Here is a 19792-nt window from a genome sequence, read left to right as displayed (position 1 = left end):
CCCCCCTCGGTCCGGCGATGCTCGACGACCTCCTCGGCCGGACCGCACTGAAGGAACGCATCGCGGAACTGGAAGACGAGCGCGACCGGCTACAGGCCCAACTCGACGCCGAGAGCGACCGCCGTGCCGACGCCGCCAGCGCCAGACAGGAGGCCGAAGAGCGGGTCAACCGCCTCGAAGACCGCATCGCCGACCTGAAGGGCAAAGTCGACGCCGAACACGAGACGGCCGATATCGGATTTCGACACCGAGAGACCGTCCGCGCTGGCCGTCTCGACGAGATAGACGGCCGACTCACGTCCTTCGAGGGGTCAGAGGAGACGGTCCTGACGGCGTTCGTCGACGACGAGGTGCCCGACGACGTTCGCGAACTCCTCGGTGACCGTACCCCGCTCGTCTCGCGGGCCGCGCCGTGTCTCGTCTGCGCCGACGACGCCGGTCTCCTGGCGGTCGCCATCCGGCCGCCGGTCGCTCCCGACCCGTTCGTCGAGTGGAACGCCACTCCGCGAATCGACCGCGAGTGGCTAGCGCCGACCGGCCGGTTCGCACTCGCGTTGGTCCGTTCGGACGTCTTCGCCGTCGGCGTCTACGAGGGCGACGAGCGCGTCGAGTACGATGGCTTCGAGAGCGACGTGAAGAGCGACCACTCGAAGGGCGGGTTCTCGCAGGCCCGTTTCGAGCGACTCCGCGACGAGCAAATCGCCGACCACGTCGAGAAGTGCGAGGACGCGCTGGCGGCCATCGACGCCGACCGACTGTACGTCGTCGGCGACCGCCGTCTCGTCTCCGAGTTCGACGCCGACGTGACCGCCGCCGTCGACGCCACCGGCAAACCGCGGGCGGCCCTCGAAGACGCCTTCGAGGACTTCTGGACCGTCCCGGTGTACGGACTGTAAACGCGCGGCGCGGACTGATGCGTTTATACTCACGGGTGGTGTCTTTCGGCGTATGCGCATCGCGATTCTCGCCCACGAGCAGTTCCCGGACCGCGCCAAAACCGCCGTCGGCATCCTCAGATACGGCGACGACGATGTCGTCGCGGTGCTCGACCGCGATTCGGTCGGAACGACCGTCTCCGACCACCTCCCCGATGTGGATTCCGATGCCCCGGTCGTCGAAAGCGTCGACGACGCCCCGGAGTTCGACGCCCTGGTCGTCGGCATCGCGCCCATCGGCGGCGGCTTCGACGAGTCCTGGCGCCCTGACGTCCGCGGCGCCATCGAACGCGGCGCCGACGTAATCGCCGGCCTGCACTACTTCCTCGAAGACGACGAGGAGTTCGCCCGACTCGCCGACGAACACGGCGTCGAGTTACGCGACGTACGCAACCCGCCCGAGGACCTCACCGTCGCCGAGGGCGTCGCCCGCGACCTCGACTGCGAAATCGTCCTGACGGTCGGTACCGACTGCTCGACCGGCAAGATGACGACGACGCTGGAGTTGGTCGAGGCCGCACGCGAGGCCGGCCTCGACGCCGGGTTCATTCCGACTGGCCAGACGGGCATCATGATTGCCGGCTGGGGTATCCCAATCGACCGCACCATCAGCGACTTCACCAACGGCGCCGTCGAGCGTATGCTGGTCGAGGCCGCCGACGAGTACGACTACCTCTTCGTCGAAGGACAGGGCTCGATTATCCACCCCGCCTACTCGGCGGTCACCTGCGGCATCCTCCACGGCGCGATGCCCGACCACCTCGTGTTGTGTCACGTCGCCGGCCGGGAGGCCATCCACGGCTACGAATCGTTCCCCATCCCCGACCCCGGCGAGGTGGCGACGCTGTACGAGGACCTCGCCGAAGGCGTCGCGCCGACGGAACTGCTTGGCGGCGCGTTGAACACCTACGGCATGTCGCCCGACGAGGCCGAGGCGGCCATCGAAGCGTACGAGGACTCCATCGGCGTCCCCGCCGCCGACCCGGTCCGGGACGACGCCGCGAAAATCATCGACCAGCTATGAGAACCGACTTCGACACCGTCGAGTTACCGCTCGACGTGCCGTTTACCATCTCCCGCGGGACGACCGAGACGACCGAAAACGTCGTCGTCACCGTCGAACACGACGGCGAGGTGGGGTACGGCGCGGCCGCACCCTCACGCCACTACGGCGAGACCACCGCGACCGTCGAGGCGCTGTTGCCGGAGTATCTTGAGGCAGCCGAGTCGGTCGGCGACCCCTTCGCTCGCCGCGAGATTCACGACCGGATGCTGTCGGTCGCACGCGACAACCCGGCGGCCCGCGCCGCCGTCGACATCGCCCTGTGGGACCTCGCGGGAAAACTGCTCGACCAGCCGGTGTACCGCCTGCTCGGTGCGTCGGCCGCCACCGAGTGTCCACCCACCTCCTTCACCGTCGGCATCGACGACACCGACGCGATGAAGCGCCGTGCCCGGGCGGCCGTCGATTCGGGTTACTCGGTCCTGAAGGTGAAACTCGGCACCGACCGCGACCAGCGCATCGTCGAGGCGATTCGCGCCGTCGCCCCCAACGTGACGCTTCGGGTCGACGCCAACGAGGCGTGGACGCCGACCGAGGCGGTCCGCAACTGCGAGGCGCTGGCCGACCACGACGTAGAGTTCGTCGAACAGCCGGTTCCCGCGGAGAACGGCGAGGGACTTCGATACGTCTCCGAGCGCTCGCCGCTGCCTATCGCGGCCGACGAGTCCTGTCTCACCGCCGTCGACGTACCCGACATCGCCGACAGCTGCGATATCGTCAATCTGAAACTGATGAAGACGGGCGGCATCACGCCCGCCGTTGAGGCGATTCACACCGCCCGCGCACACGGACTGGAGGTGATGTGTGGCTGCATGCTCGAAACGAACGCCGCCATCGCGGGGGCGGCACACCTGTTGCCGTTGCTCGATTACGCCGACCTCGACGGGTCGCTGTTGCTGGAGTCGGACCCCTACGAAGGCGTCCCAGTCTCCGATGGTCGGTTCGACCTCGGTGCGGTCGAACGCGGAACGGGTGCGGTACCCTGGTGACGGCTGCTTAGGCCACGTCGAAGGCGACAGCCACCGCGCCGTCGCCGATGACGCCGAAGTACGCGAACCGATAGCGGCCGGCCGACAGGTCCGGACACACTTCGAAGCGGTCGCCGCCGACTCCATCCTCGGTCAACTCGACGGACCACTCGAACCCCTCGCCGGGGGCGTGGCCGATTGCCAAGTCGGTGTAGCCGAACGAACTCTCCGACCCGCCACGGACGTCCTGCCAGCCGTCTTCGGTGTACACCTGTAGGTTGTACTTCCGTCTGTTCCCGGTCGAGGCCTCCCGGTCGGTGACGTTCGTGAGCGTCATCTCGACCGTGTCGCCGCGCTCGTAACTCGTCTCAGCGACCCGGAGTGCGAACGTCGTTTCGCCGTCGGTCTCGAAGTTGCCGTACTGTACGTCCGCCTCGTCGGGCCATTGGGGGTGTCGTTCGAAGGAGTCGTCCTCACAGGAAAGCGGCGCGATGGGGTCTGCATCGCCCTCGGGGCGGACGTACCCCGGCAGGTCGGCGGGGTCCGGTGACAGCGGGTCGTCGGCGCCTGCGGTGACCGTCGCCGTCTCACCCCACCCGTCGGTGATGTCGAGGGACGTGTCCGTGACGGGTGTGCCCTCGAACGTGACACGGACGAGCGCCGAGGGGAACGTCACTGCCTCTCCACAGGCTTCGTCGTCGCCGCTGGTGTCGACGGCCGACGCCTCGCCGACCAGGGTGTCGTCCTCGACGGCGAAACCGCCTGCGTCGAGTTCCGTGTAACAGGTGTTCGGACCCACGGAGGCGACGAGCAACACGACGCTCTCCTCGTAGTCGACGCCATCGAGGAACTCCCGGAGCGCCTCGCGCCGCGCCTCGGGGACTTCGTGAAGCCGGACCACCGCCTCCTGTCGTTTTTCGCTGTCGATGACGACGATTTGGCCCGTCGTCGACTCGTCGTACCACTCGGCCGACCCCTCGACGCGGTACTGCTGTATCTCGGTGTCTGTCACCGACGATGCCGTCGGTGTTTCGTCGGGGGTGTCGTCCGGCGTGCCATTCGGTGTTCCGTCTCCGTTCCCGTTGCCATCGCCGAGTCCGTCGAGACAGCCGGCGAGTGCGCCGACGAGGCCGGTGCCGGCAACTCGGAGGGTCGTTCGTCTGTCGGGGGGCCATACGCGACGCTACGGGGGGCGACGGGGGGAGTTCCTTGTGGAGGCTCAAACGGGTCTTTGAGCGACGCTACTGCCGCCGCTGACCGGTGGGAACAGCGCGAGTTCGTCGCCCGCTTCCAGAACCGTCTCGTGGCCGTCGTCTTTCACGAAGGGGTTGTGGTCGTTGCGGAGGACGCGAATGTGGTCGCGAATCTCGCCGTCGTCGTCGAGCACCTCGTCTCTGAGTTCGGGATGGGCCTCCAGCAGTTGCTCGAAGGCCTCCCCGAACGTGTCGCCGGCCTCAGCCTCGACCGTGACACGTTTCGTGCCGGCGGCCTCGGCGAGGTTGGCGAACAGTCGCCATTCCATGGACGTGGGTCGGTGTGGCTCTCCCTTAGCGGTGTCGCCCGCGGACGACTCGGATGGCGTGTCGACCGAACGCAACCCTTAGTGCCGTCGCTCGGCAACCCCATCCAATGCGCGACTCTTTCGAACTCCGGGACGGGGACGGCGCCGGCCGCATCGGCGAGCTCTCGGTCCCGCGGGCCGGCGTCACCGTCGAGACGCCCGCTCTCCTTCCGGTCATCAATCCCCACATCCGAACCATCGAACCGTCCGTGCTCGAAGCCGAGTTCGGTGCGGACGTCCTCATCACGAACGGGTATATCTTCTTCAAATCCGAGCAGTTCCGCGAGCGCGCCCTCGATGAGGGGCTTCACGACCTGTTGGAGTTCTCTGGCGCCATCATGACCGACTCGGGGTCGTTCCAACTGTCGGAGTACGGCGAAATTTCGGTGACGAACGAGGAAATCCTCCGATTTCAGCGAGATATCGGCTCGGACATCGGCACGCCGATAGACATCCCGACACCTCCCGATGTCGGCCGCGAGCAGGCCGAAGCGGACCTCGAAACGACACAGCAGCGTCTGGAGGCCGCCGAATCGGTCGACGTGGGCGAGATGCTCGTCAACGCGCCGGTACAGGGGTCGACGTACCCCGACCTGCGGGAGGCCGCCGGCGCCCACGCCGCGGGCACCGGCCTTGACGTGTTCCCCGTCGGCGCGGTCGTGCCGCTGATGAACGGGTATCGCTACGCCGAGATGGTCGAGGTCGTCCTTGCCGCGAAACGCGGCCTCGGGGTCGACGCGCCTGTCCACCTCTTCGGCGCCGGCCACCCGATGATGTTCGCCCTCGCCGTCGCCGCGGGGTGTGACCTCTTCGACTCCGCCGCCTACGCGCTGTACGCCCGCGACGCCCGCTATCTCACCGTCTCCGGCACCGAGCACCTCGAGGACCTCGATTACCTCCCGTGTGCGTGTCCGGTGTGTGCCGAACACACCCCCGAGAGCCTCCGGGCGACCGACGACGCCCGTCGCGAGGAACTGCTCGCCCGGCACAACCTCCACGTCAGTTACCGCGAGTTGCGGACCGTCAAGCAGGCGATTCGGAAAGGGAACCTCCTCGAGTTGGTCGAACGACGCGCTCGCGGACATCCCGCGATGGTCGACGGCTACCGCGCGCTCTTAGACGGCGCCGACCAACTGGAGGCCCACGACCCCGTCTCGAAGGGGACGTTCTTCCATCTCTCCGCGAGTCCGCTCGCCGGCCGGAGGTCCGCCGGCACCACGACCGACTCTCGCGGCTCGCCGTCGACGGCGACCGCGTCCTGCTGTCGGAGGGCGACGACAACAGCCGCTTCGATACGACGTGGCGGCTACAAGCCCCGTTTGGCCCGTATCCGCCGGCGCTGTCGGACAGCTACCCACTGACTGCCGAGATTCCCGAGCGCCTCGACCCCGCGGCCTACGAGGCCGCCGCCGAGGGGGTCCGTCGCCTCGCCGCGGCCAATCCCGATACGGAGTTCTGGGTCGGCCACTGGGAGTGGCCCGAGACGGCACTCGCGGCACTGCCCGAATCGGTCGGAACCGTCCAGTTGGGCGACGACAGCACGATACCGGCGTGGATGGACGACGAGGCGGAGTGAGACCGAAGGAGGGTTACCCGCCGGCCGACGAAGGGCGTCTATGACCGACTACTTCGAGGTTCACGAGCGCGACGCCGCCGCCCGCCGCGGCGAGTTGCGCCTCGCGGACGCCGTCTCGACGCCGGCCCTCGTCGACGAGTTCGTCGTCGATTCGGGCAGTCGCTGGCACGAGGCCCGCGAGGTGCCCGACGGCGACGACGCGCGGTTGACGATTCTTCCTCACCGAGCGCTACCGCCGGGCACCGAGCAACCGGTCGCCGAGGCCTTCTCGGGGGAATATCCCGATGTCGAGTATCCCAGTGCTGCCGTCGTTTCGCCGGAGACGGCCGCCGACCACGGCACCGACGCCTACGTCCTTGCCGGCGGGCCGGGGTACGCCGGCCACGCCGAGGCGTTCGTCGAAGCAGTGCTGTCGGTTCGGGGTGCAATCCCCGACGACACCGCACTGTATCTCTCCGGCGTCGCGACGCCGGCCAACGCCGCCGTGTTAGTCTATTCGGGCGTCGACCTGCTCGACGAGAAACGCGCGAGAGCGCGCGGTCTGGAGGGGTTCTACCTCTCGACGGACGGCGAGGCGTTCCTCGAGGACCTCGATGAGTTGCCGTGCCCCTGTGAAGCCTGCCGAAAGCCGGTCTCGGAGTTCAGTCGGGCCGACTGCGCCGACCACAACGCCAACGCCCTGCGTGCGGAACTCGCCCGCGTCCGACACCGAATTTCGGAGGGCCGATTGCGCGATTACGTCGAGGGACAGGCCCGCCACGAGGCGTGGCTGACGGCGACGTTCCGCCGACTCGACCAGCAGTACGGCTATCTCGAAGCACGGACGCCCGTGTTCCGACGAAACGAGTTGCTCGCGGCGACCGACGACGCCCTCCGGCGCGTCGAAATACAGCGGTTCGCCGACCGCGTGACGAGTCGCTACCGTCGCCGCCTCGACGCGCCGCTCGTCCTCGTTCCCTGCTCGGCCCGGAAACCCTACAGCGACTCCCAGAGCCACCAGCAGTTCTCGGAGGCCATCAAGTACCGCGGCCACGTCGTCTCGATGACCTCCCCCATCGGCGTCGTCCCCAACGAACTGGAGACGACCTACCCCGCCCAACACTACGACAGCGTGGTGACCGGCAACTGGACGGAGACGGAAATCGAGTTCGTCGCCGCCGTCCTCGAACGCTACCTCGAACGCGCCGACTACGACCGCCACATCGCCCACGTTCCCGGCGAGGGGTATCGGGAAATCTGTGAGCGGGTCGCCGACTCGCTGGACATCGACTTCGAGTACACCGTCGAGGACCACCCGACGACCGACGCCTCCCTCGACAACCTCGCCGCGGCGCTGGAGGGCGAGGATAGCTACTACAAGAGCGAACGCGAGGCGGCGACGGTGCGAGCCATCGCGGATTTCCAGTTCGGCGACGGTGCCGGCGACGAGGTGTTCGGCCCCGAGGTCGAAACCGAGAGCTACTACCCGAAACTCCGGGTCGTCGACGGCGAGGGCGAACTGCTTGCGACGCAGGTCGCCCAGTACGGAACCCTGTCGTTGACGCTGGCCGGCGCCCGGGCGTGGCTCGACAGCGACGCGCCGACCAAGCGGGTCGAAATCGACGCCTTCGTCCCCAGCGGAAGCGTCCTCGCGCCGGGCGTCGTCGACGCCGACGACTCGATTCGGCCGGGCGACGAGGTCGTCTTCGAGGGACCGAAGGCCTTCGGCATCGGGCGGGCGGCCTCTCACGGCGCGGCGATGGTCGAGGGGACGCGCGGCGTCGCCGTCGACGTACGCCACTGCGAAGAGCCGTAGGATTCTTTTCGACGGGTGTCGGGAATAGCGGTATGGACCGCCCTGCCCTCCTCGCAGTCCCGGTCGCAGTCGTATCGGCACTCGTCGTTCCGTTGCGGAGTCTCGTTGCTTTTCAATCGCTTCAGGAGTTCTTCGGCTTGACTACCCTGTCGCTGCTGATTCGCCCGCTTTGGATGTCCGTCGCCATCGTCGGCTTCGCCGCCGTCGGCTACGCCTACGGAACGACTGCCCGTAGTAAACCGACGGGCGTCCTCGCCGTCGCGGCGCTGGCGGGATTCGTCGGCTCCGCCGTCGGATACCTCCTCGTTCGCTTCGGGGCCGACACGGTCGCCCAACGGGGGTCGCTCCTCGTCGAGATGGGAATTCTCGGCGGATACGCGGTGCTGGATGCGGCCCTGTTCGGTCTTCTCGTCGTCGGCGGGTACGCCCTCACCTTCGAGACAGGTCGGTCGGAATAGTTCGCTCGACGCAGGCGCCGGCCACCTTTTTACTGTCGTGGCACCACCACGCCGTATGGACGAGATTTCGCTCGGCGTCCCACAGCCGCTTCTCGACTCGCTTCCGGAGGACGGACAGGCTGCCGCACAGGACATGCAACGGGCCGTCGAGGGGTACGAACAGCGCCTCAACGGCGCAATCGAGGAAGCCGACGACGATGCCGAAGCCGCGAGCCGCGCGCTCGACCTCATCGAACACTTCGAGACTCGCCGCGAGCGCTTCGACGAGTTCGTCCCCGAACTGCGGGCGTGGGGACAGTCGCCCATCTTCGCCATCGCGTGGCGGAACCTCTATGCGGACCTCGTCGCCCAACTGTACGAACACGAGTGGCTGGCGGCGCAACTCGACCGCGAACGCAACGCTCGCCTCGTCGAAGACGGCATCCGACTCTCTGATTTATGAGCGAGACGGACCAACAGCGAGGCATGAACATCGAGTTGCGGTTCTTCGCGACGTTCCGGAAGGCCGTCGGTCAGAAAGTCGTCGAACGGGAGTACGCCGACGACGCCACGGTCGGCGACGTGCTCGCGGCAATCGAATCGGAGTGGCCGGAACTCGTCGGCGAAATCCTCGACAACGACGGCGACATCCAGCCACAGTTGAGCATCCTGAAGAACGGCCGCGAGGTGGTTCACATCGACGGCACCGAGACGGAACTGGACGACGGCGACCGGTTGAGCGTCTTCCCGCCGGTCGCGGGTGGATAGATGCAGGAGACACGGCAGTTCCGCGGCATCTCGAAGCGATTGGCCGCGAACTATCTGGAGAACCTCGGCGGCGAGCGAACCGACGAGAGCGGTGACCGCATCGAGGGCGACGGCTGGCACGCCGACCTCTCCGAGGAGAAAGTCGACGTCGTCGGGTCGATAACGCTGACCGAAGTGACCGTCGACTTCGAGGGCGACGACGGGACGCTCGAGCCGCTCATCGAGGACTTCGCACGCAAGGCGATTCGTGCGGGTGGATAGATGGCGGGCGGTCCGCTACAGGGCAACGCCCTCGTCGTCGCGGCCGCGAAAGCCTCCGTCTCCGGTGAAGCGCTCCCCGACCTCGTCGACCGCGCCCAAACGCACCTCGGCGCTCGACTTCCCGACTACGGCCGACGCTACGAATGCGTCCACGAGGACGAATCGACGGCTGTCTTCCTCACGAGCGAGGGCCACTGGGCCGAGATTGGCGAGGAACTGTCCCTTACCGACCGCGAGTGGAAGGCGATACGCCGCGCTCACGCCGAACACCTGAAGCGACTCGGTGACGACATCGACCGCCGCCAGGAGTTCGAGACGGCACTGGAGGTCCGGGAGGCCGTCGTCATCGGGAAATGAACGCCTCGATGTCGGCGCCCGTCCGCTCGGGAAACTCCGCATGCAGCCAGTGACTGGCGTCGGGGTAGTGTTCGACCGTCACGTCGTCGAGTTCTCGCTGGATGACGTTGGGGATGTGCCCGCCGAGTGCGCGGTCGCGTTCGCCCCACAGCAGTAGCGTCTCGGCGCGGACGCGCCGGCCGGCGTTCCAGCGGTTTCGCCACAGTCGCTGGACGTTCTCCCGTCCGAACGCTCGGTAGTAATCGAGCATCGCACGAATCGCACCTTCCCGTCCCCACGCCCTCCGGTACATCGCGATATCCTCGTCAGTGTAGGTGCCCGGAACAGGGTCCTCCCGGAACAACCGTTCGAGCAACGCGAAATCGTCGGCCGAAAGCACCCGCTCGGGAATTGCGGGCAACTGGAAGAACCCGGCGTACCACGACCGAAGCGCCTGTCTGAGCGTGAACTGCTCCTCGAAGGCACCGGGATAGGGTGCGTTGAGGACGACCAGTCGGTCGAGGACTTCGGGTCGCTGGAGGGCGGTCCCGAAGGCGACGACGCCGCCCCAGTCGTGGCCGACGACGTGGGCCGTCTCGTGGCCCGCCGTCCGTATCAGCCCCGCCACGTCCCCCGTTACTGCTTCGAGTCGGTACTGTTCGACCTCGTGTGGCTTCTCCGAGCGATTGTAGCCGCGCAGGTCGGGAACGACGACGTGGAACGATTCGGCGAGCCGGTCGACGTGGCGCCGCCACGCCCACCAGCACTCCGGAAAGCCGTGAAGTAAGACAACCGCCGGGGCATCGGGGTCGCCCGCGGTGACGTAGTGGAGGTCGACGCTGCCGACGTCCGCGACTCGGTGGCTCCAGCCACGTTCGTCGGTCCACTCGTCCCGTCCGTCTCGTCGGAGTGCCGGCTGGCTCATAGCCGTCCTTGGGCAGCCGGACGCTTGAGACCCGTGTTCGGCGCACTCCTTCGCCGGTTTTCCGACGCTCGCCTACTCGCCCTCGACGCCGGTCGCGTCGAAGCCGAGCTCCTCGACGCCCTCGACGATGGCCGTCTGGTCGGCGTCGGCCTCGTAGTAGAACACCACGTCGTAGGTGCCGTCGCGGACGAGTTGTTGACACTCCCAGACGAACTCCTCGTCCTCGAGGGTCAGTCCCTGATGCTGGTTGACGCCGAAGCGGTCGTCGTCGTTGCCGGAGTAGACGTACGTGTCAGTCGGGTCGATGCCGGCGGCTTCGGCGATGATGTCGCCGATGTCGAGGGTGGCCTGATGGAGCGTCGGCTCTTCCTCGCCGGTCAACTCGGTCCGGACGATGACGCCGTTCAGTTGGATGTCTCCGGGTTCGAGCAGCGCCTTCGTCCGCTGATAAAGGTCGTCGTCGATAGCGTCTGCCATTGAGACAGCAGAGGCTATCGAGGGTAATACAGGTCACGGTCCGCGCCGAAGCCCGCACCGCGCCGAAGTCGTAAACGCTGTGCCTGTGTGCCGTCTTACAGACGGGTCAGATTCTTCGCGCGCGGGCCCTTCTCGGCCTCCTCGATGTCGAACTCGACTTCCTGCCCCTCCTCGAGGTCAGGACCGCCGACGTCCTCCATGTGGAAGAACACGTCTTCGTCCGCGTCGTCAGTTTCGATGAATCCGTAGCCGCCAGTGTCGTTGAAGAAGTCAACCGTACCAGTCGCCATTGCAACTGACGGGATGACGTGGGTACATAAAAAGGCTGCGGCTACATGATTGTAAATCGACTGCTTTTGATGGTAATCTGCCCTGAACTGTCCGTAAATTCGGTCGTTCGGGCTGTGGCGGGCCGTTTATTGCCGGGTGCCGACACTCGGCGTCGTGTGTGGCGGCCGGCGCGCGCCGGCCGGACCAACAACACTCATTTGGCTGGGTGTCCTCGGGTCGGATAGATGAGAGGTCCCCGTCGGCTCCTGGAAGCCGCCTACGAGCGCGTCCTGGAGCGCGAAGTGTCCGGTGCCCCGTCCCACGTCGCGGTCATTCAGGACGGCAACCGTCGGTACGCCGAAAAGCAGGGTGAAGCGAAGACCGAAGGCCACAGAGCGGGCGCCGACACCACCGAGTCCGTGTTGCGGTGGTGTGCGGACCTCGGCGTCGAGGAGTTGACGCTGTACACGTTCTCGACGGAGAACTTCGAGCGCCCGCCGGAGGAACGCGAGGCGCTGTTCGACCTCATCACCGAGAAACTCCGAACCTTCGCGGACCGCGAGGAGGTTCACGACCGCGAGGTCCGCATCCGCGCCATCGGCGAGGTCGAGCGTCTCCCGCCCCGCGTCCGTGAGGCCGTCGACTACGCCGAATCGCGGACCGCACAGTACGACGAACTGTATCTGAACATCGCCTTGGCCTACGGCGGCCGCGCGGAACTGCTCGGGGTGGCCCGCGACATCGCCGAAGAGGCGGCCGACGGCGAACTCAACCCGCAGTCGGTCTGCGTCGATGAAATCGAACGCCGGATGACCACTCGTCCCACCCGCGCGGTCGACCTCATCATCCGCACCGGCGGCGACGAGCGCACCTCGAACTTCCTGCCGTGGCACGCCAACGGCAACGAGGCCGCCGTCTACTTCTGTACGCCCTACTGGCCGGAGTTCTCCCGGGCCGACCTCCTGCGTGCAGTCCGGACTTACGAATCGAGACAGGAATCCTGGCGCCGGACGCGCGCCCAGCGTGCGGCCGCGCTGTTGCGCGCCGTCGGCGACGTTGAACTCCAAGAAGCGCGCCGCATCATCGGGCGATTCCGGGACTCGTTGCCCGACGGCGAACTCGACGACATCGAGGAGGCCGGCGAGGCCGACCCGTCGGTCGAATAACGGGAGTGTCCACCCATGAGGGGAATCGCCACCTCCGATGGCCTTCGACGCGGGAGCGCCCTGCTTGGTGTCGCCTTGAGCGCTACGACGCTTCTCGTCGCCGCGGCCATCTGGACGGTCCCGACACTGACGCCGGTCGGTGCCGTCGCCGCGGTCGTGATTAGCGCGATGACGCTGTCGCTGCCGGTCGTGGCGGTGGGACTGCTGTACTCCCTTCGAAGCGGTGTTTCCGCCGTCGGACTCCGGGCCGAACGGCTACTGTGGCGTTCGAGTCTGGGGGTGTTCGCCCTCTTTATGACGGGGGCTGTCGCCGTGGTGTCAGGCATCGAGCCGATTCGGACGGTCGGCGATTGGCTCTACGCCATCGGAATCGTCGTCCTGTTCGTGGTTTCGGCTGCCACGCTGTTCGTCGAGGGGAAGTGAGCGGCCCCTATCGTCCGAAATGCAGTTTAGAAGACTCACTCCGTTCATCTTCCGAACCGCCGCTGTCGCTCCTGATACTCCCGAACCGCACGCAGGAAGTCCCGCCGTCGGAAGTCCCGCCAGTTCACGTCGGTGAAGTGCAACTCGGAGTAGACGGACTGCCAGATGAGGAAGTCCGAGAGCCGTTCGGCGCCGGTCTTGATGACGAGGTCCGGCGGCGTCCGAAAGACGAGGTGGCGCTCGATTTCGGCCTCGTCGATGTCCTCGGGGTCCAACTCACCCGACGCGGCGTCTTCGGCGATGTCGCGGACGGCGGCGGCGAACTCCTCGCGGCCACCGAGGCCGATGGACACTTGCACGGGCGCGTCGGCAGCGTCGTCGGCGTCGGGACCGCGGACGGCGACCGTTCTCGGACTCTCCAACTCCGAGAGTGCGTTCCGAAGCGTCGGGACGGCGGCCTTGTCGAGGACGCTCACGTAGATGAGGATTTCCTCGACACCGGTCTCGAACGCCCACTCCAGAAACGCCGAGAGGGTGTCGTAGGCGCCGCGTTCGAGCAGGTCGTGTTCGGTGATGACGAGTGCGACCCGCTCGGGAACGGCCGCGTCGCTGAGACGGATTCGCGTCGCGAGGTACCGGTCGTACAGTCCCACGTCCGCGTGTTCTCGCCGACGTGCCTGAACGTGTCGGTCCACCTTCGGGAAGGTTAAGTGGGCGACGGCGGAATCTCGGGGCGTGACTGGCGACGTACGTCGGGCCGGCGGCTACTTCCTCGTCGGAGCGCTGTCGCTTATCGCTCCGGTGTTAGACGGCGCCACCAGCAGTCGGGTCGCCGCTATCACGACCGTCGCCCCCTTCGCGTTCGTCGCCGCCGTGGCGCTGGCGTCGACCCGCGGCCCGCTGTTCGAGTTGTTCGCCCGCGACAGCGACCGCGAGGAGGGCCGGCTGTACGGACTCGCCTCATTTGCGCTCGCCGTCGCCGGCCTCGCCGTGTTGCTCGTCGGCTTCGAGTTGCCGACGGCGGCGTTCGTCGCGTCGGTGTTCGTCCTCACGACGGGGAATCTCGGTCAGATGCTCGTGGCAACCCGGCTGGTGAACCCCTTCGTCGTCGTCTCGGCGTTCGTCGTCTCGGGGATGGCCGGGGCTATCGGGGCGATTTTCCTCGCTGGCACCCTCGGCGCAACGACGCCGTCGCTCCCGCTGGCGACGTTCTTCGCGGCCAGCGGCGCGCTGTTGGCGGCGCTCATCCGCTCGGCGCTTCACGTCCGTGACGACTCGCTGGTGTTGCTCTCGACGGGACTCGTCATCTGGTTCCTGCTCGAACTGGGGTTGGGCGCGACGACGTCGTCGACCCAAATCGCCGTAGGGCTCGGACTCACCGTCTTACTCGGCGGCCTCGCCTACGGGCTCGGAACCGCCTCGATTACCGGCATGCTCACCGGCGTGTTGCTCGCGCTGTTCGCCGTCGTCCTCGGGGGGTACGGCTGGTTCGTCCTCCTCATGACGTTCTTCGGCATCGGCGGCCTCGCCTCGAAGTACCGCTACGAGGAGAAACTCGACCGCGGCATCGCCCAGGAGAACGAGGGCGCCCGCGACAGCGGCAACGTCCTCGCGAACTCGGCGGTCGCGCTGGTCGCCGTCGTCGCCTACGCCGGCGCGGTCCACGTCAGCATGGACGCCTCGGTGTTCCGGTTCGCCTTCGCCGGCGCGGTGGCCGCGGCGCTGGCCGACACCCTCTCCAGTGAGTTCGGCGGCCTCTTCGACAATCCGCGGCTCATCACCACCTTCGAACGCGTCGAGGCGGGCACCGACGGCGGCGTCACGTTGCAGGGCGTCGTCGCCGGCCTCGTCGGCTCCGGCTGTATCGCTGGCCTCGGCGCGCTGTTCTTCGGTCTCGCTGTTCCCGGTACCGTGACGATTCTCGCCGCCGGGTTCGTCGGCATGACCGTCGACAGCATCCTCGGGGCGACGCTCGAAGGCGGTCGCCTCGACAACCAGAGCGTGAATCTGCTGGCGACGCTGTCGGCGGGGCTGGTCGCCGGGGCAGCGGGGCTCGTGGTGCTGTGATTCGGCCGATGGTCCCGGCCGACGAATCGGCCGTCCGGTCATTGCAGTCGGACCTCGACTACGCGGACCCACAGCTAATCGACGCCGCCCTCGACGGCCCGTTCGTCGGCCGGGTCGCCGTCCACGAGGGGAGCGTCGTCGGCTACGCTATCGCGCTCCCCGGCGAGGAAACGACGCTCTCGGAGTTGGTCGTCGCCGCCGATTTCCGTCGACACGGGTACGGTCGAGCGCTGGTCGATGCCGTCGCAGAGGCGTCGGGCGCCGACCGAACGGTCGTCACGACGCCAGCGGAAAACGAGGGGGCCGAACGCTTCTATCGGACTATCGGGTTCGAAATCCGCGAGCGAGTACCGAAATTCTACGACGACGGCACGGACGCACTACGCCTCGTTCGCGGCGAGTAACACGTCGGCGGTTCTGACACGGACGCTCGTCGGTTGTTTGACGAACTCGCCGGTCGAAGCGGCGACGACTTGGTCGACGCCCCGCTGGGCGGCCACGTCGAGAAGCCGTTGGTTCAGTTCACCGTCGACGACGACGGCGGTGGGCACCGCCTCGGCGTCGACCAGACAGTCGAAGGCGTCCGCCGCGGGGCACTCCTCGACCGCTCGAAAGTCGGCGTCCAGGAGCCTGGCGCGGCCGCTCTCGTCGCCGATGGTTTCACGGACGTGCCCGCGAAGCGTTCCGGGGTCGCCGTCGTCGGCGCCTTCAGTCGCCGTCGCTTCGGATTCTCCGGGCTCGGTCGTCTCGATGTCGGCCGCTGCGTCGGTGTCATCCGCCTCCTCAGTGTCGTCCGTCGGTTCCTCGGCGGAGGCTTCGGCCGACGCGTCGACCGCGGCGGTTCCGTTATTCGTTGGGCCGGAAGCCGACTCCACCGAGGACGACGACTCGACGCTCGGTGTCTCGGAGGGACTCTCCGCTTCGGCGGCTTCGATGGCCTGTTCGTGGGGGACTTTTTCCCGAAGCGCAGCCATCACTTCGTGGCGCGCGAGGTCCTCGACGCACTTGCCCTCCGGCGCGAAGGCGACGTAGTCGATGTCGCCGACCTGCGACAGTTCCTTCCTGATGAGTTCGCCGCCGCGGTCGCCGTCGAGGAAGACGGTGACGGTCTTCGATTCGGTCAATTCGGCGACCGCGTCGGGGACGTTCGTCCCCTCGACGGCGATGGCGTTTTTGATGCCGTACCGGAGCAGCGTGAGCACGTCGGCCCGTCCCTCGACGACGACGATGGCGTCGGAGTCGGCGACGCGGGGCCCGGCCGGGAGACCCTCGTATTCGGTGATGTCCTCGACGCGAACGGCCTCTCGGACTTCCTCGACGAGGTCACGGCTGGAGCGGACCGAATCGTCGAAGGCCTCGCCGAACAGCGCCTTCGCGCGCTCGACGACTTCCCGGCGCTTGGCGGCGCGGACGTCCTCGATTTTTCTGACCTCGATGGTCGAGCGACACGGGCCGACCCGGTCGATGGTCTCCAGTGCGGCCCCGAGGATGGCCGTCTCGACCTGGTCGAGGCTGGTGGCGATGGTGATGCGCCCGAACGACTGGCCGTTCTGGGAGTCGATTTCGACGTCGATGCGGCCGACTTTCGAGGAGTCCTGTAACTCCCGGAGGTCGAGTTCGTCGCCGAGGAGGCCCTCGGTCTGCCCGAAGACCGCCCCGACGACGTCGGAGCGCTCGACCACTCCGTCGGCGGTGATGTCCGCGTGAACGAGATATTTGGCTGTGTCCTGCATTGATGAACTGCCCGTCGCCGGGCGTGGATGATGATGGTGAATCCATGAGCGAACTCATGGGTATATAAATTACGCCGACACGCGTATATAAACCTGCGGACGGACTCGGGCTTTGGCCAGCCTCCGGGACCGTTTATGTACGTCCACGACGAGGGCCGCGTATGGGTATCGACGAACCCGACATCGACCCGACGGCGTTCTTGGAGGACGTGGAGATGCGCATCGGCGAGATAACGAGCGTCGAACCGTTCCCGGAGGCCCGAAAGGACGTGTACAAACTCGAAGTCGACTTCGGCTCCGAGACGCGGCAGTCGGCGGCCGGACTCACCGACCTCTATGACCCGGATGACCTCCTCGGTCAACAGGTCGTCGCCGTCGTCAACCTCGGGACGGTGAACATCGCGGGCTTCGAGAGTCAGTGTCTCGTCACGGGTGTCGACAGCGCGGGCGGTGGCATCGTCCACCTCCAACCCGAACGCGACGTGCCGAACGGGACGCGCGTGTACTGATTGCCGTCGCCCCCGGCTAATGAAGAGGATTCTTCTTCGATAGGGGTCATTGTCGAGCGATTAGCAACATTTAGGCGTGCGGGTCGGTAAGGAGTGGCAACCAATGGTCTCGACAGCGGAGAAATACGGTTGGGCGGTCGTATTTGCGCTGCTGGTTACGTTCGCCATCCCGTGGTTCCTGTGGGGCGACAGTCGCATGGCCCTCGGATTGCCGGTCTGGCTGTGGTGGCATATCGGCTGGATGGTGCTGGCGTCGGCCGCGTTCTGGACGTTCGCGAACCGGGCGTGGGGTATCGGCATCACCGACACCGATAGCACTACGACGGGTGACCACGCATGACCGCGACGCTCCAACTCGGCATCATCGTCGCCTACCTGTTCATCGCCTTGGGGGTCGGCCTCCTCGCCTACCGCCTCACGGAACGTACCGCCGAGGACTTCTATCTCGCCAGTCGCACCTTCGGCACCGTCGTGTTGCTGTTCACGGTGTTCGCGACGCTTCTGTCGGCCTTTACGTTCTTCGGCGGCCCCGACACGTCCTACGCCTTCGGCCCCGAGTGGATTCTCGTCATGGGGTTGATGGACGGTATCATCTTCGCGGTGCTGTGGTACGTCGTCGGCTACAAACAGTGGCTCCTCGGCCAGCGGCACGGCTACGTGACGCTTGGGGAGATGCTCGGCGACCGCTTCGGGTCGACCGGCGTTCGGGCCCTCGTCGCCGTCGTCTCGCTGTTCTGGCTGTTCCCCTACGTCATGCTCCAGCAAATCGGCGCCGGCGGGGCGCTGTCGGCGCTTACCGGCGGGGCCTTCCCCTTCTGGGCCGGTGCGACGCTCATCACCGCGTTCATGATTCTGTATGTCGTGTTGGCCGGGATGCGCGGCATCGCCTGGACCGACACGTTACAGGGTGCGTTCATGCTGGTGATGGTGTGGGCGGCGGCGCTGTGGGTGCTTCTGGCCGTCGACGGCGGTCTCACCACCATCAACGCCGGCCTCGAAGCCACTCGGCCGGAGTTCTTCGCGTTGGGAAGTGACTTCTACACGCCCGCGAACATGCTCACATTCGCCATCTCTATCGCCTTCGGCGTCGCCATGTTCCCGCAGGTGAACCAGCGGTTCTTCGCGGCGTCCTCTGAGACCGTCCTCAAGCGCTCCTTCGCGCTGTGGCCCGTCCTCGTCTTGTTGCTGTTCGTTCCCGCGTTCCTGCTGGGGACGTGGGCGACGGGGCTCGGTCTCGAAGCCGACATCGCTGCCGGCGAGAGCATTCTGCCGGTCATCCTCGGCGAGTACACGCCGGCGTGGTTCGCGGCACTCGTCATCGCCGGGGCCATCGCCGCGATGATGTCGTCGTCGGACTCGATGCTGCTGTCGGGGTCGTCGTACTTCACCCGTGACGTCTACCGGCCAGTCATCGACGACTCACTGTCGGAGCGCCGCGAGGACCTGCTCGCCCGCGCCGGCGTCGCCGTCTTCGCCACCGCCGCCCTCGTGGCGAGCATCTGGGCCGAAGCCGGCGCCTTCGGTGCCGACTCGGTCGGGTCGATTCTCGTCACCATCGGCGACCTCGCCTTCGGCGGGTTCGCCCAACTGGCGCTGCCCGTCATCCTCGCGCTGTACTGGCGGCGCACGACACGGGGCGGCATCCTCGCGGGTATCCTCGTCCCGCAGGTCGTCTACGTTGGGTTCAACTTCCTGCCGGAAGTGCCGCTCGGCCCCGTGACGCTCTTTACGGACACCTACTTCGGCTGGGGGGTCTCCATCTACTGTATGATTCTCGGACTGCTCGTTACGGTGGTCGTCTCCGCCGTCACGGCTCGGTCGCCCGACGAGGATACAGACCTGTACTTCGAGGGGTTGAGCGCCGATTAAAAACGGAAAGCGTCGATTAGTCGTCGGCCGCCGCGACCGCCTCGCCGTGGCTCACTTCGTCGCCCAACAGCTCCATGAATCCGGCCAGCCACTCGGGGTGGTCGGGCCACGCCTGTCCGGTGACGAGGTTGCGGTCGGTGACGACGCCGTCGACCCACGAACAGCCGGCGGCCTCACACTCGGCCCGAACCGCGGGATAGGAGGTCATCTCGTAGCCGTCCAGTACGCCGGCGGCCGCCAAAATCTGTGGGCCGTGACACAGCGTCGCGACCGGCTTGTCGGCCTCGAAGAAGTGCTGGACCGCCTCGATGACTTCCTCGTGGGTCCGGAGGTACTCCGGCGCCCGTCCGCCGGGGACACAGAGTGCGTCGTAGTCACTGGGGTCTATCTCGGCCATCGTGGCGTTCAACTCGAAGTTGTGGCCTCGCGACTCCATGTACGTCTGGTCGCCACGGAAGTCGTGGATGGCGGTCTTGATTGCCTCGCCCGCTTCCTTGTCGGGACAGACGGCGTGGACCTCGTGGCCCACCATCTGCAGCGCCTGGAACGGCACCATTATCTCGTAGTCCTCGCCGAAGTCACCGACTATCATCAGGATGTCTTTGCCCATCGGTATCACCCAGCAAAACTACACCGACGAGCAGCATAAACGC

The 19792-nt window shown here is 66.8% G+C and carries 24 protein-coding genes and 1 pseudogene; 17 read left to right on the top strand and 8 right to left on the bottom strand.

The window, feature by feature from the left end; genetic code table 11:
- The first annotated feature begins 17 nt into the window (after positions 1–17).
- Genes GJ631_RS18710 through GJ631_RS14515 form a run of 3 tightly spaced genes read left to right on the top strand, consistent with a single transcriptional unit; the run spans position 18 to position 2987 of the window.
- Positions 18–896 (top strand): Vms1/Ankzf1 family peptidyl-tRNA hydrolase, encoded by an 879-nt coding sequence (locus GJ631_RS18710; RefSeq protein WP_197425086.1) that lies wholly within the window; start codon positions 18–20, stop codon positions 894–896.
- 52 nt (positions 897–948) lie between these two features.
- Entirely contained in the window at positions 949–1959 is a 1011-nt protein-coding gene (locus tag GJ631_RS14520; protein ID WP_156709842.1) for a DUF1611 domain-containing protein, read from the top strand.
- The gene (locus GJ631_RS14515) at positions 1956–2987 is read left to right on the top strand and encodes a dipeptide epimerase (RefSeq protein ID WP_156709841.1); all 1032 of its coding nucleotides are present in this window, start codon (positions 1956–1958) and stop codon (positions 2985–2987) included. The genes GJ631_RS14520 and GJ631_RS14515 overlap by 4 nt, the downstream gene beginning before the upstream one ends.
- 7 nt (positions 2988–2994) lie before the next feature.
- Here the strand turns inward: GJ631_RS14515 and GJ631_RS14510 are convergent, their stop codons facing one another.
- The gene (locus tag GJ631_RS14510) at positions 2995–3978 is read right to left on the bottom strand and encodes an immunoglobulin-like domain-containing protein (protein ID WP_156709840.1); all 984 of its coding nucleotides are present in this window, start codon (positions 3976–3978) and stop codon (positions 2995–2997) included.
- A 207-nt stretch (positions 3979–4185) separates the two neighbouring features.
- Entirely contained in the window at positions 4186–4488 is a 303-nt protein-coding gene (locus GJ631_RS14505) for a ubiquitin-like small modifier protein 1 (RefSeq protein ID WP_156709839.1), read from the bottom strand.
- 107 nt (positions 4489–4595) lie between these two features.
- Here GJ631_RS14505 and tgtA point away from each other — a divergent pair.
- The 7 genes and pseudogenes from tgtA (at position 4596) to GJ631_RS14470 (ending at position 9721) form a co-directional block, all read left to right on the top strand.
- Positions 4596–6103, top strand: a pseudogene (tgtA, locus tag GJ631_RS14500) (tRNA guanosine(15) transglycosylase TgtA).
- 40 nt (positions 6104–6143) lie between these two features.
- On the top strand, positions 6144–7898 hold the full coding sequence (gene arcS, locus GJ631_RS14495; RefSeq protein WP_156709838.1) for an archaeosine synthase subunit alpha: 1755 nt from the start codon (positions 6144–6146) through the stop codon (positions 7896–7898).
- Between the two features lie 32 nt (positions 7899–7930).
- Positions 7931–8356 (top strand): hypothetical protein, encoded by a 426-nt coding sequence (locus GJ631_RS14490; protein WP_156709837.1) that lies wholly within the window; start codon positions 7931–7933, stop codon positions 8354–8356.
- A 55-nt stretch (positions 8357–8411) separates the two neighbouring features.
- A complete protein-coding gene (locus GJ631_RS14485) occupies positions 8412–8798 on the top strand; it encodes a hypothetical protein (protein WP_156709836.1) in 387 nt (128 codons plus the stop codon).
- A gap of 23 nt (positions 8799–8821) precedes the next feature.
- A complete protein-coding gene (locus GJ631_RS14480) occupies positions 8822–9103 on the top strand; it encodes a ubiquitin-like small modifier protein 1 (RefSeq protein ID WP_156709845.1) in 282 nt (93 codons plus the stop codon).
- Positions 9104–9364, top strand: a complete 261-nt coding sequence (locus GJ631_RS14475) for a hypothetical protein (protein WP_156709835.1) — start codon at positions 9104–9106, stop codon at positions 9362–9364. It abuts the gene before it with no gap.
- The gene (locus GJ631_RS14470; RefSeq protein WP_156709834.1) at positions 9365–9721 is read left to right on the top strand and encodes a hypothetical protein; all 357 of its coding nucleotides are present in this window, start codon (positions 9365–9367) and stop codon (positions 9719–9721) included.
- Here GJ631_RS14470 and GJ631_RS14465 read toward each other — a convergent pair.
- The 3 genes from GJ631_RS14465 to GJ631_RS14455 form a co-directional block, all read right to left on the bottom strand.
- On the bottom strand, positions 9708–10625 hold the full coding sequence (locus GJ631_RS14465) for an alpha/beta fold hydrolase (RefSeq protein WP_156709833.1): 918 nt from the start codon (positions 10623–10625) through the stop codon (positions 9708–9710). The two genes, GJ631_RS14470 and GJ631_RS14465, sit on opposite strands and share 14 nt — an antisense overlap.
- A 72-nt stretch (positions 10626–10697) precedes the next feature.
- The gene (locus tag GJ631_RS14460; RefSeq protein ID WP_156709832.1) at positions 10698–11102 is read right to left on the bottom strand and encodes a DUF5778 family protein; all 405 of its coding nucleotides are present in this window, start codon (positions 11100–11102) and stop codon (positions 10698–10700) included.
- Between the two features lie 95 nt (positions 11103–11197).
- Complete coding sequence (locus GJ631_RS14455) at positions 11198–11392, bottom strand: cold-shock protein (RefSeq protein ID WP_156709831.1); 195 nt, start codon at positions 11390–11392, stop codon at positions 11198–11200.
- A 225-nt stretch (positions 11393–11617) separates the two neighbouring features.
- Between GJ631_RS14455 and uppS the strand changes: the two genes are divergently transcribed.
- Together uppS and GJ631_RS14445 are read left to right on the top strand one after the other, a co-directional pair.
- Complete coding sequence (uppS, locus tag GJ631_RS14450) at positions 11618–12538, top strand: polyprenyl diphosphate synthase (protein ID WP_156709830.1); 921 nt, start codon at positions 11618–11620, stop codon at positions 12536–12538.
- Positions 12539–12553: 15 nt separating this feature from the next.
- A complete protein-coding gene (locus tag GJ631_RS14445; RefSeq protein ID WP_156709829.1) occupies positions 12554–12961 on the top strand; it encodes a hypothetical protein in 408 nt (135 codons plus the stop codon).
- 44 nt (positions 12962–13005) lie between these two features.
- Here GJ631_RS14445 and GJ631_RS14440 read toward each other — a convergent pair whose 3' ends face one another.
- Complete coding sequence (locus tag GJ631_RS14440) at positions 13006–13614, bottom strand: undecaprenyl diphosphate synthase family protein (RefSeq protein WP_370518688.1); 609 nt, start codon at positions 13612–13614, stop codon at positions 13006–13008.
- An 82-nt stretch (positions 13615–13696) separates the two neighbouring features.
- Here GJ631_RS14440 and GJ631_RS14435 point away from each other — a divergent pair, with 82 nt between their 5' ends.
- Together GJ631_RS14435 and GJ631_RS14430 are read left to right on the top strand one after the other, a co-directional pair.
- On the top strand, positions 13697–15028 hold the full coding sequence (locus tag GJ631_RS14435) for a TIGR00297 family protein (RefSeq protein ID WP_370518687.1): 1332 nt from the start codon (positions 13697–13699) through the stop codon (positions 15026–15028).
- 8 nt (positions 15029–15036) lie between these two features.
- Entirely contained in the window at positions 15037–15432 is a 396-nt protein-coding gene (locus tag GJ631_RS14430) for an N-acetyltransferase (RefSeq protein WP_156709828.1), read from the top strand.
- Here the strand turns inward: GJ631_RS14430 and dnaG are convergent.
- Entirely contained in the window at positions 15409–16761 is a 1353-nt protein-coding gene (dnaG, locus tag GJ631_RS14425) for a DNA primase DnaG (protein ID WP_156709827.1), read from the bottom strand. The genes GJ631_RS14430 and dnaG overlap by 24 nt on opposite strands.
- Positions 16762–16922: 161 nt before the next feature.
- Here dnaG and GJ631_RS14420 point away from each other — a divergent pair, with 161 nt between their 5' ends.
- The 3 genes from GJ631_RS14420 to GJ631_RS14410 all read left to right on the top strand — a co-directional run bounded on the left by GJ631_RS14420 (position 16923) and on the right by GJ631_RS14410 (position 19139).
- The gene (locus GJ631_RS14420) at positions 16923–17270 is read left to right on the top strand and encodes a tRNA-binding protein (protein WP_156709826.1); all 348 of its coding nucleotides are present in this window, start codon (positions 16923–16925) and stop codon (positions 17268–17270) included.
- 103 nt (positions 17271–17373) lie between these two features.
- On the top strand, positions 17374–17610 hold the full coding sequence (locus GJ631_RS14415; RefSeq protein WP_156709825.1) for a DUF3311 domain-containing protein: 237 nt from the start codon (positions 17374–17376) through the stop codon (positions 17608–17610).
- A complete protein-coding gene (locus GJ631_RS14410) occupies positions 17607–19139 on the top strand; it encodes a sodium:solute symporter (protein ID WP_156709824.1) in 1533 nt (510 codons plus the stop codon). Before GJ631_RS14415 ends, GJ631_RS14410 begins: the two co-directional genes overlap by 4 nt.
- Before the next feature lie 16 nt (positions 19140–19155).
- Here the strand turns inward: GJ631_RS14410 and GJ631_RS14405 are convergent, their stop codons facing one another.
- Positions 19156–19749, bottom strand: coding sequence for a DJ-1/PfpI family protein (locus GJ631_RS14405; protein ID WP_156709823.1), 594 nt, complete (start codon positions 19747–19749; stop codon positions 19156–19158).
- Between the last annotated feature and the right edge of the window lie 43 nt (positions 19750–19792).

Origin of the sequence: Natronomonas sp. CBA1123 (assembly GCF_009741925.1) — an archaeon.
GTDB lineage: Archaea > Halobacteriota > Halobacteria > Halobacteriales > Haloarculaceae > Natronomonas.
Note: the sequence above shows the minus strand (reverse complement) of the source record. Positions and strands in the feature narration are given on the sequence as shown.

Excerpts from the sequence above, each read along its gene's own strand:
- GJ631_RS14415 (WP_156709825.1), top strand. The coding sequence starts at position 17,374 with ATGGTCTCGACAGCGGAGAAATACGGTTGGGCGGTCGTATTTGCGCTG.
- GJ631_RS14460 (WP_156709832.1), bottom strand. The coding sequence starts at position 11,102 with ATGGCAGACGCTATCGACGACGACCTTTATCAGCGGACGAAGGCGCTG.
- GJ631_RS14430 (WP_156709828.1), top strand. The coding sequence starts at position 15,037 with ATGGTCCCGGCCGACGAATCGGCCGTCCGGTCATTGCAGTCGGACCTC.
- GJ631_RS14455 (WP_156709831.1), bottom strand. The coding sequence starts at position 11,392 with ATGGCGACTGGTACGGTTGACTTCTTCAACGACACTGGCGGCTACGGA.
- GJ631_RS14520 (WP_156709842.1), top strand. The coding sequence starts at position 949 with ATGCGCATCGCGATTCTCGCCCACGAGCAGTTCCCGGACCGCGCCAAA.
- GJ631_RS14485 (WP_156709836.1), top strand. The coding sequence starts at position 8,412 with ATGGACGAGATTTCGCTCGGCGTCCCACAGCCGCTTCTCGACTCGCTT.
- arcS (WP_156709838.1), top strand. The coding sequence starts at position 6,144 with ATGACCGACTACTTCGAGGTTCACGAGCGCGACGCCGCCGCCCGCCGC.
- GJ631_RS14420 (WP_156709826.1), top strand. The coding sequence starts at position 16,923 with ATGGGTATCGACGAACCCGACATCGACCCGACGGCGTTCTTGGAGGAC.
- GJ631_RS14490 (WP_156709837.1), top strand. The coding sequence starts at position 7,931 with ATGGACCGCCCTGCCCTCCTCGCAGTCCCGGTCGCAGTCGTATCGGCA.
- uppS (WP_156709830.1), top strand. The coding sequence starts at position 11,618 with ATGAGAGGTCCCCGTCGGCTCCTGGAAGCCGCCTACGAGCGCGTCCTG.
- GJ631_RS14515 (WP_156709841.1), top strand. The coding sequence starts at position 1,956 with ATGAGAACCGACTTCGACACCGTCGAGTTACCGCTCGACGTGCCGTTT.
- dnaG (WP_156709827.1), bottom strand. The coding sequence starts at position 16,761 with ATGCAGGACACAGCCAAATATCTCGTTCACGCGGACATCACCGCCGAC.
- GJ631_RS14505 (WP_156709839.1), bottom strand. The coding sequence starts at position 4,488 with ATGGAATGGCGACTGTTCGCCAACCTCGCCGAGGCCGCCGGCACGAAA.
- GJ631_RS14470 (WP_156709834.1), top strand. The coding sequence starts at position 9,365 with ATGGCGGGCGGTCCGCTACAGGGCAACGCCCTCGTCGTCGCGGCCGCG.
- GJ631_RS14465 (WP_156709833.1), bottom strand. The coding sequence starts at position 10,625 with ATGAGCCAGCCGGCACTCCGACGAGACGGACGGGACGAGTGGACCGAC.
- GJ631_RS14475 (WP_156709835.1), top strand. The coding sequence starts at position 9,104 with ATGCAGGAGACACGGCAGTTCCGCGGCATCTCGAAGCGATTGGCCGCG.
- GJ631_RS18710 (WP_197425086.1), top strand. The coding sequence starts at position 18 with ATGCTCGACGACCTCCTCGGCCGGACCGCACTGAAGGAACGCATCGCG.
- GJ631_RS14405 (WP_156709823.1), bottom strand. The coding sequence starts at position 19,749 with ATGGGCAAAGACATCCTGATGATAGTCGGTGACTTCGGCGAGGACTAC.
- GJ631_RS14410 (WP_156709824.1), top strand. The coding sequence starts at position 17,607 with ATGACCGCGACGCTCCAACTCGGCATCATCGTCGCCTACCTGTTCATC.
- GJ631_RS14445 (WP_156709829.1), top strand. The coding sequence starts at position 12,554 with ATGAGGGGAATCGCCACCTCCGATGGCCTTCGACGCGGGAGCGCCCTG.
- GJ631_RS14480 (WP_156709845.1), top strand. The coding sequence starts at position 8,822 with ATGAACATCGAGTTGCGGTTCTTCGCGACGTTCCGGAAGGCCGTCGGT.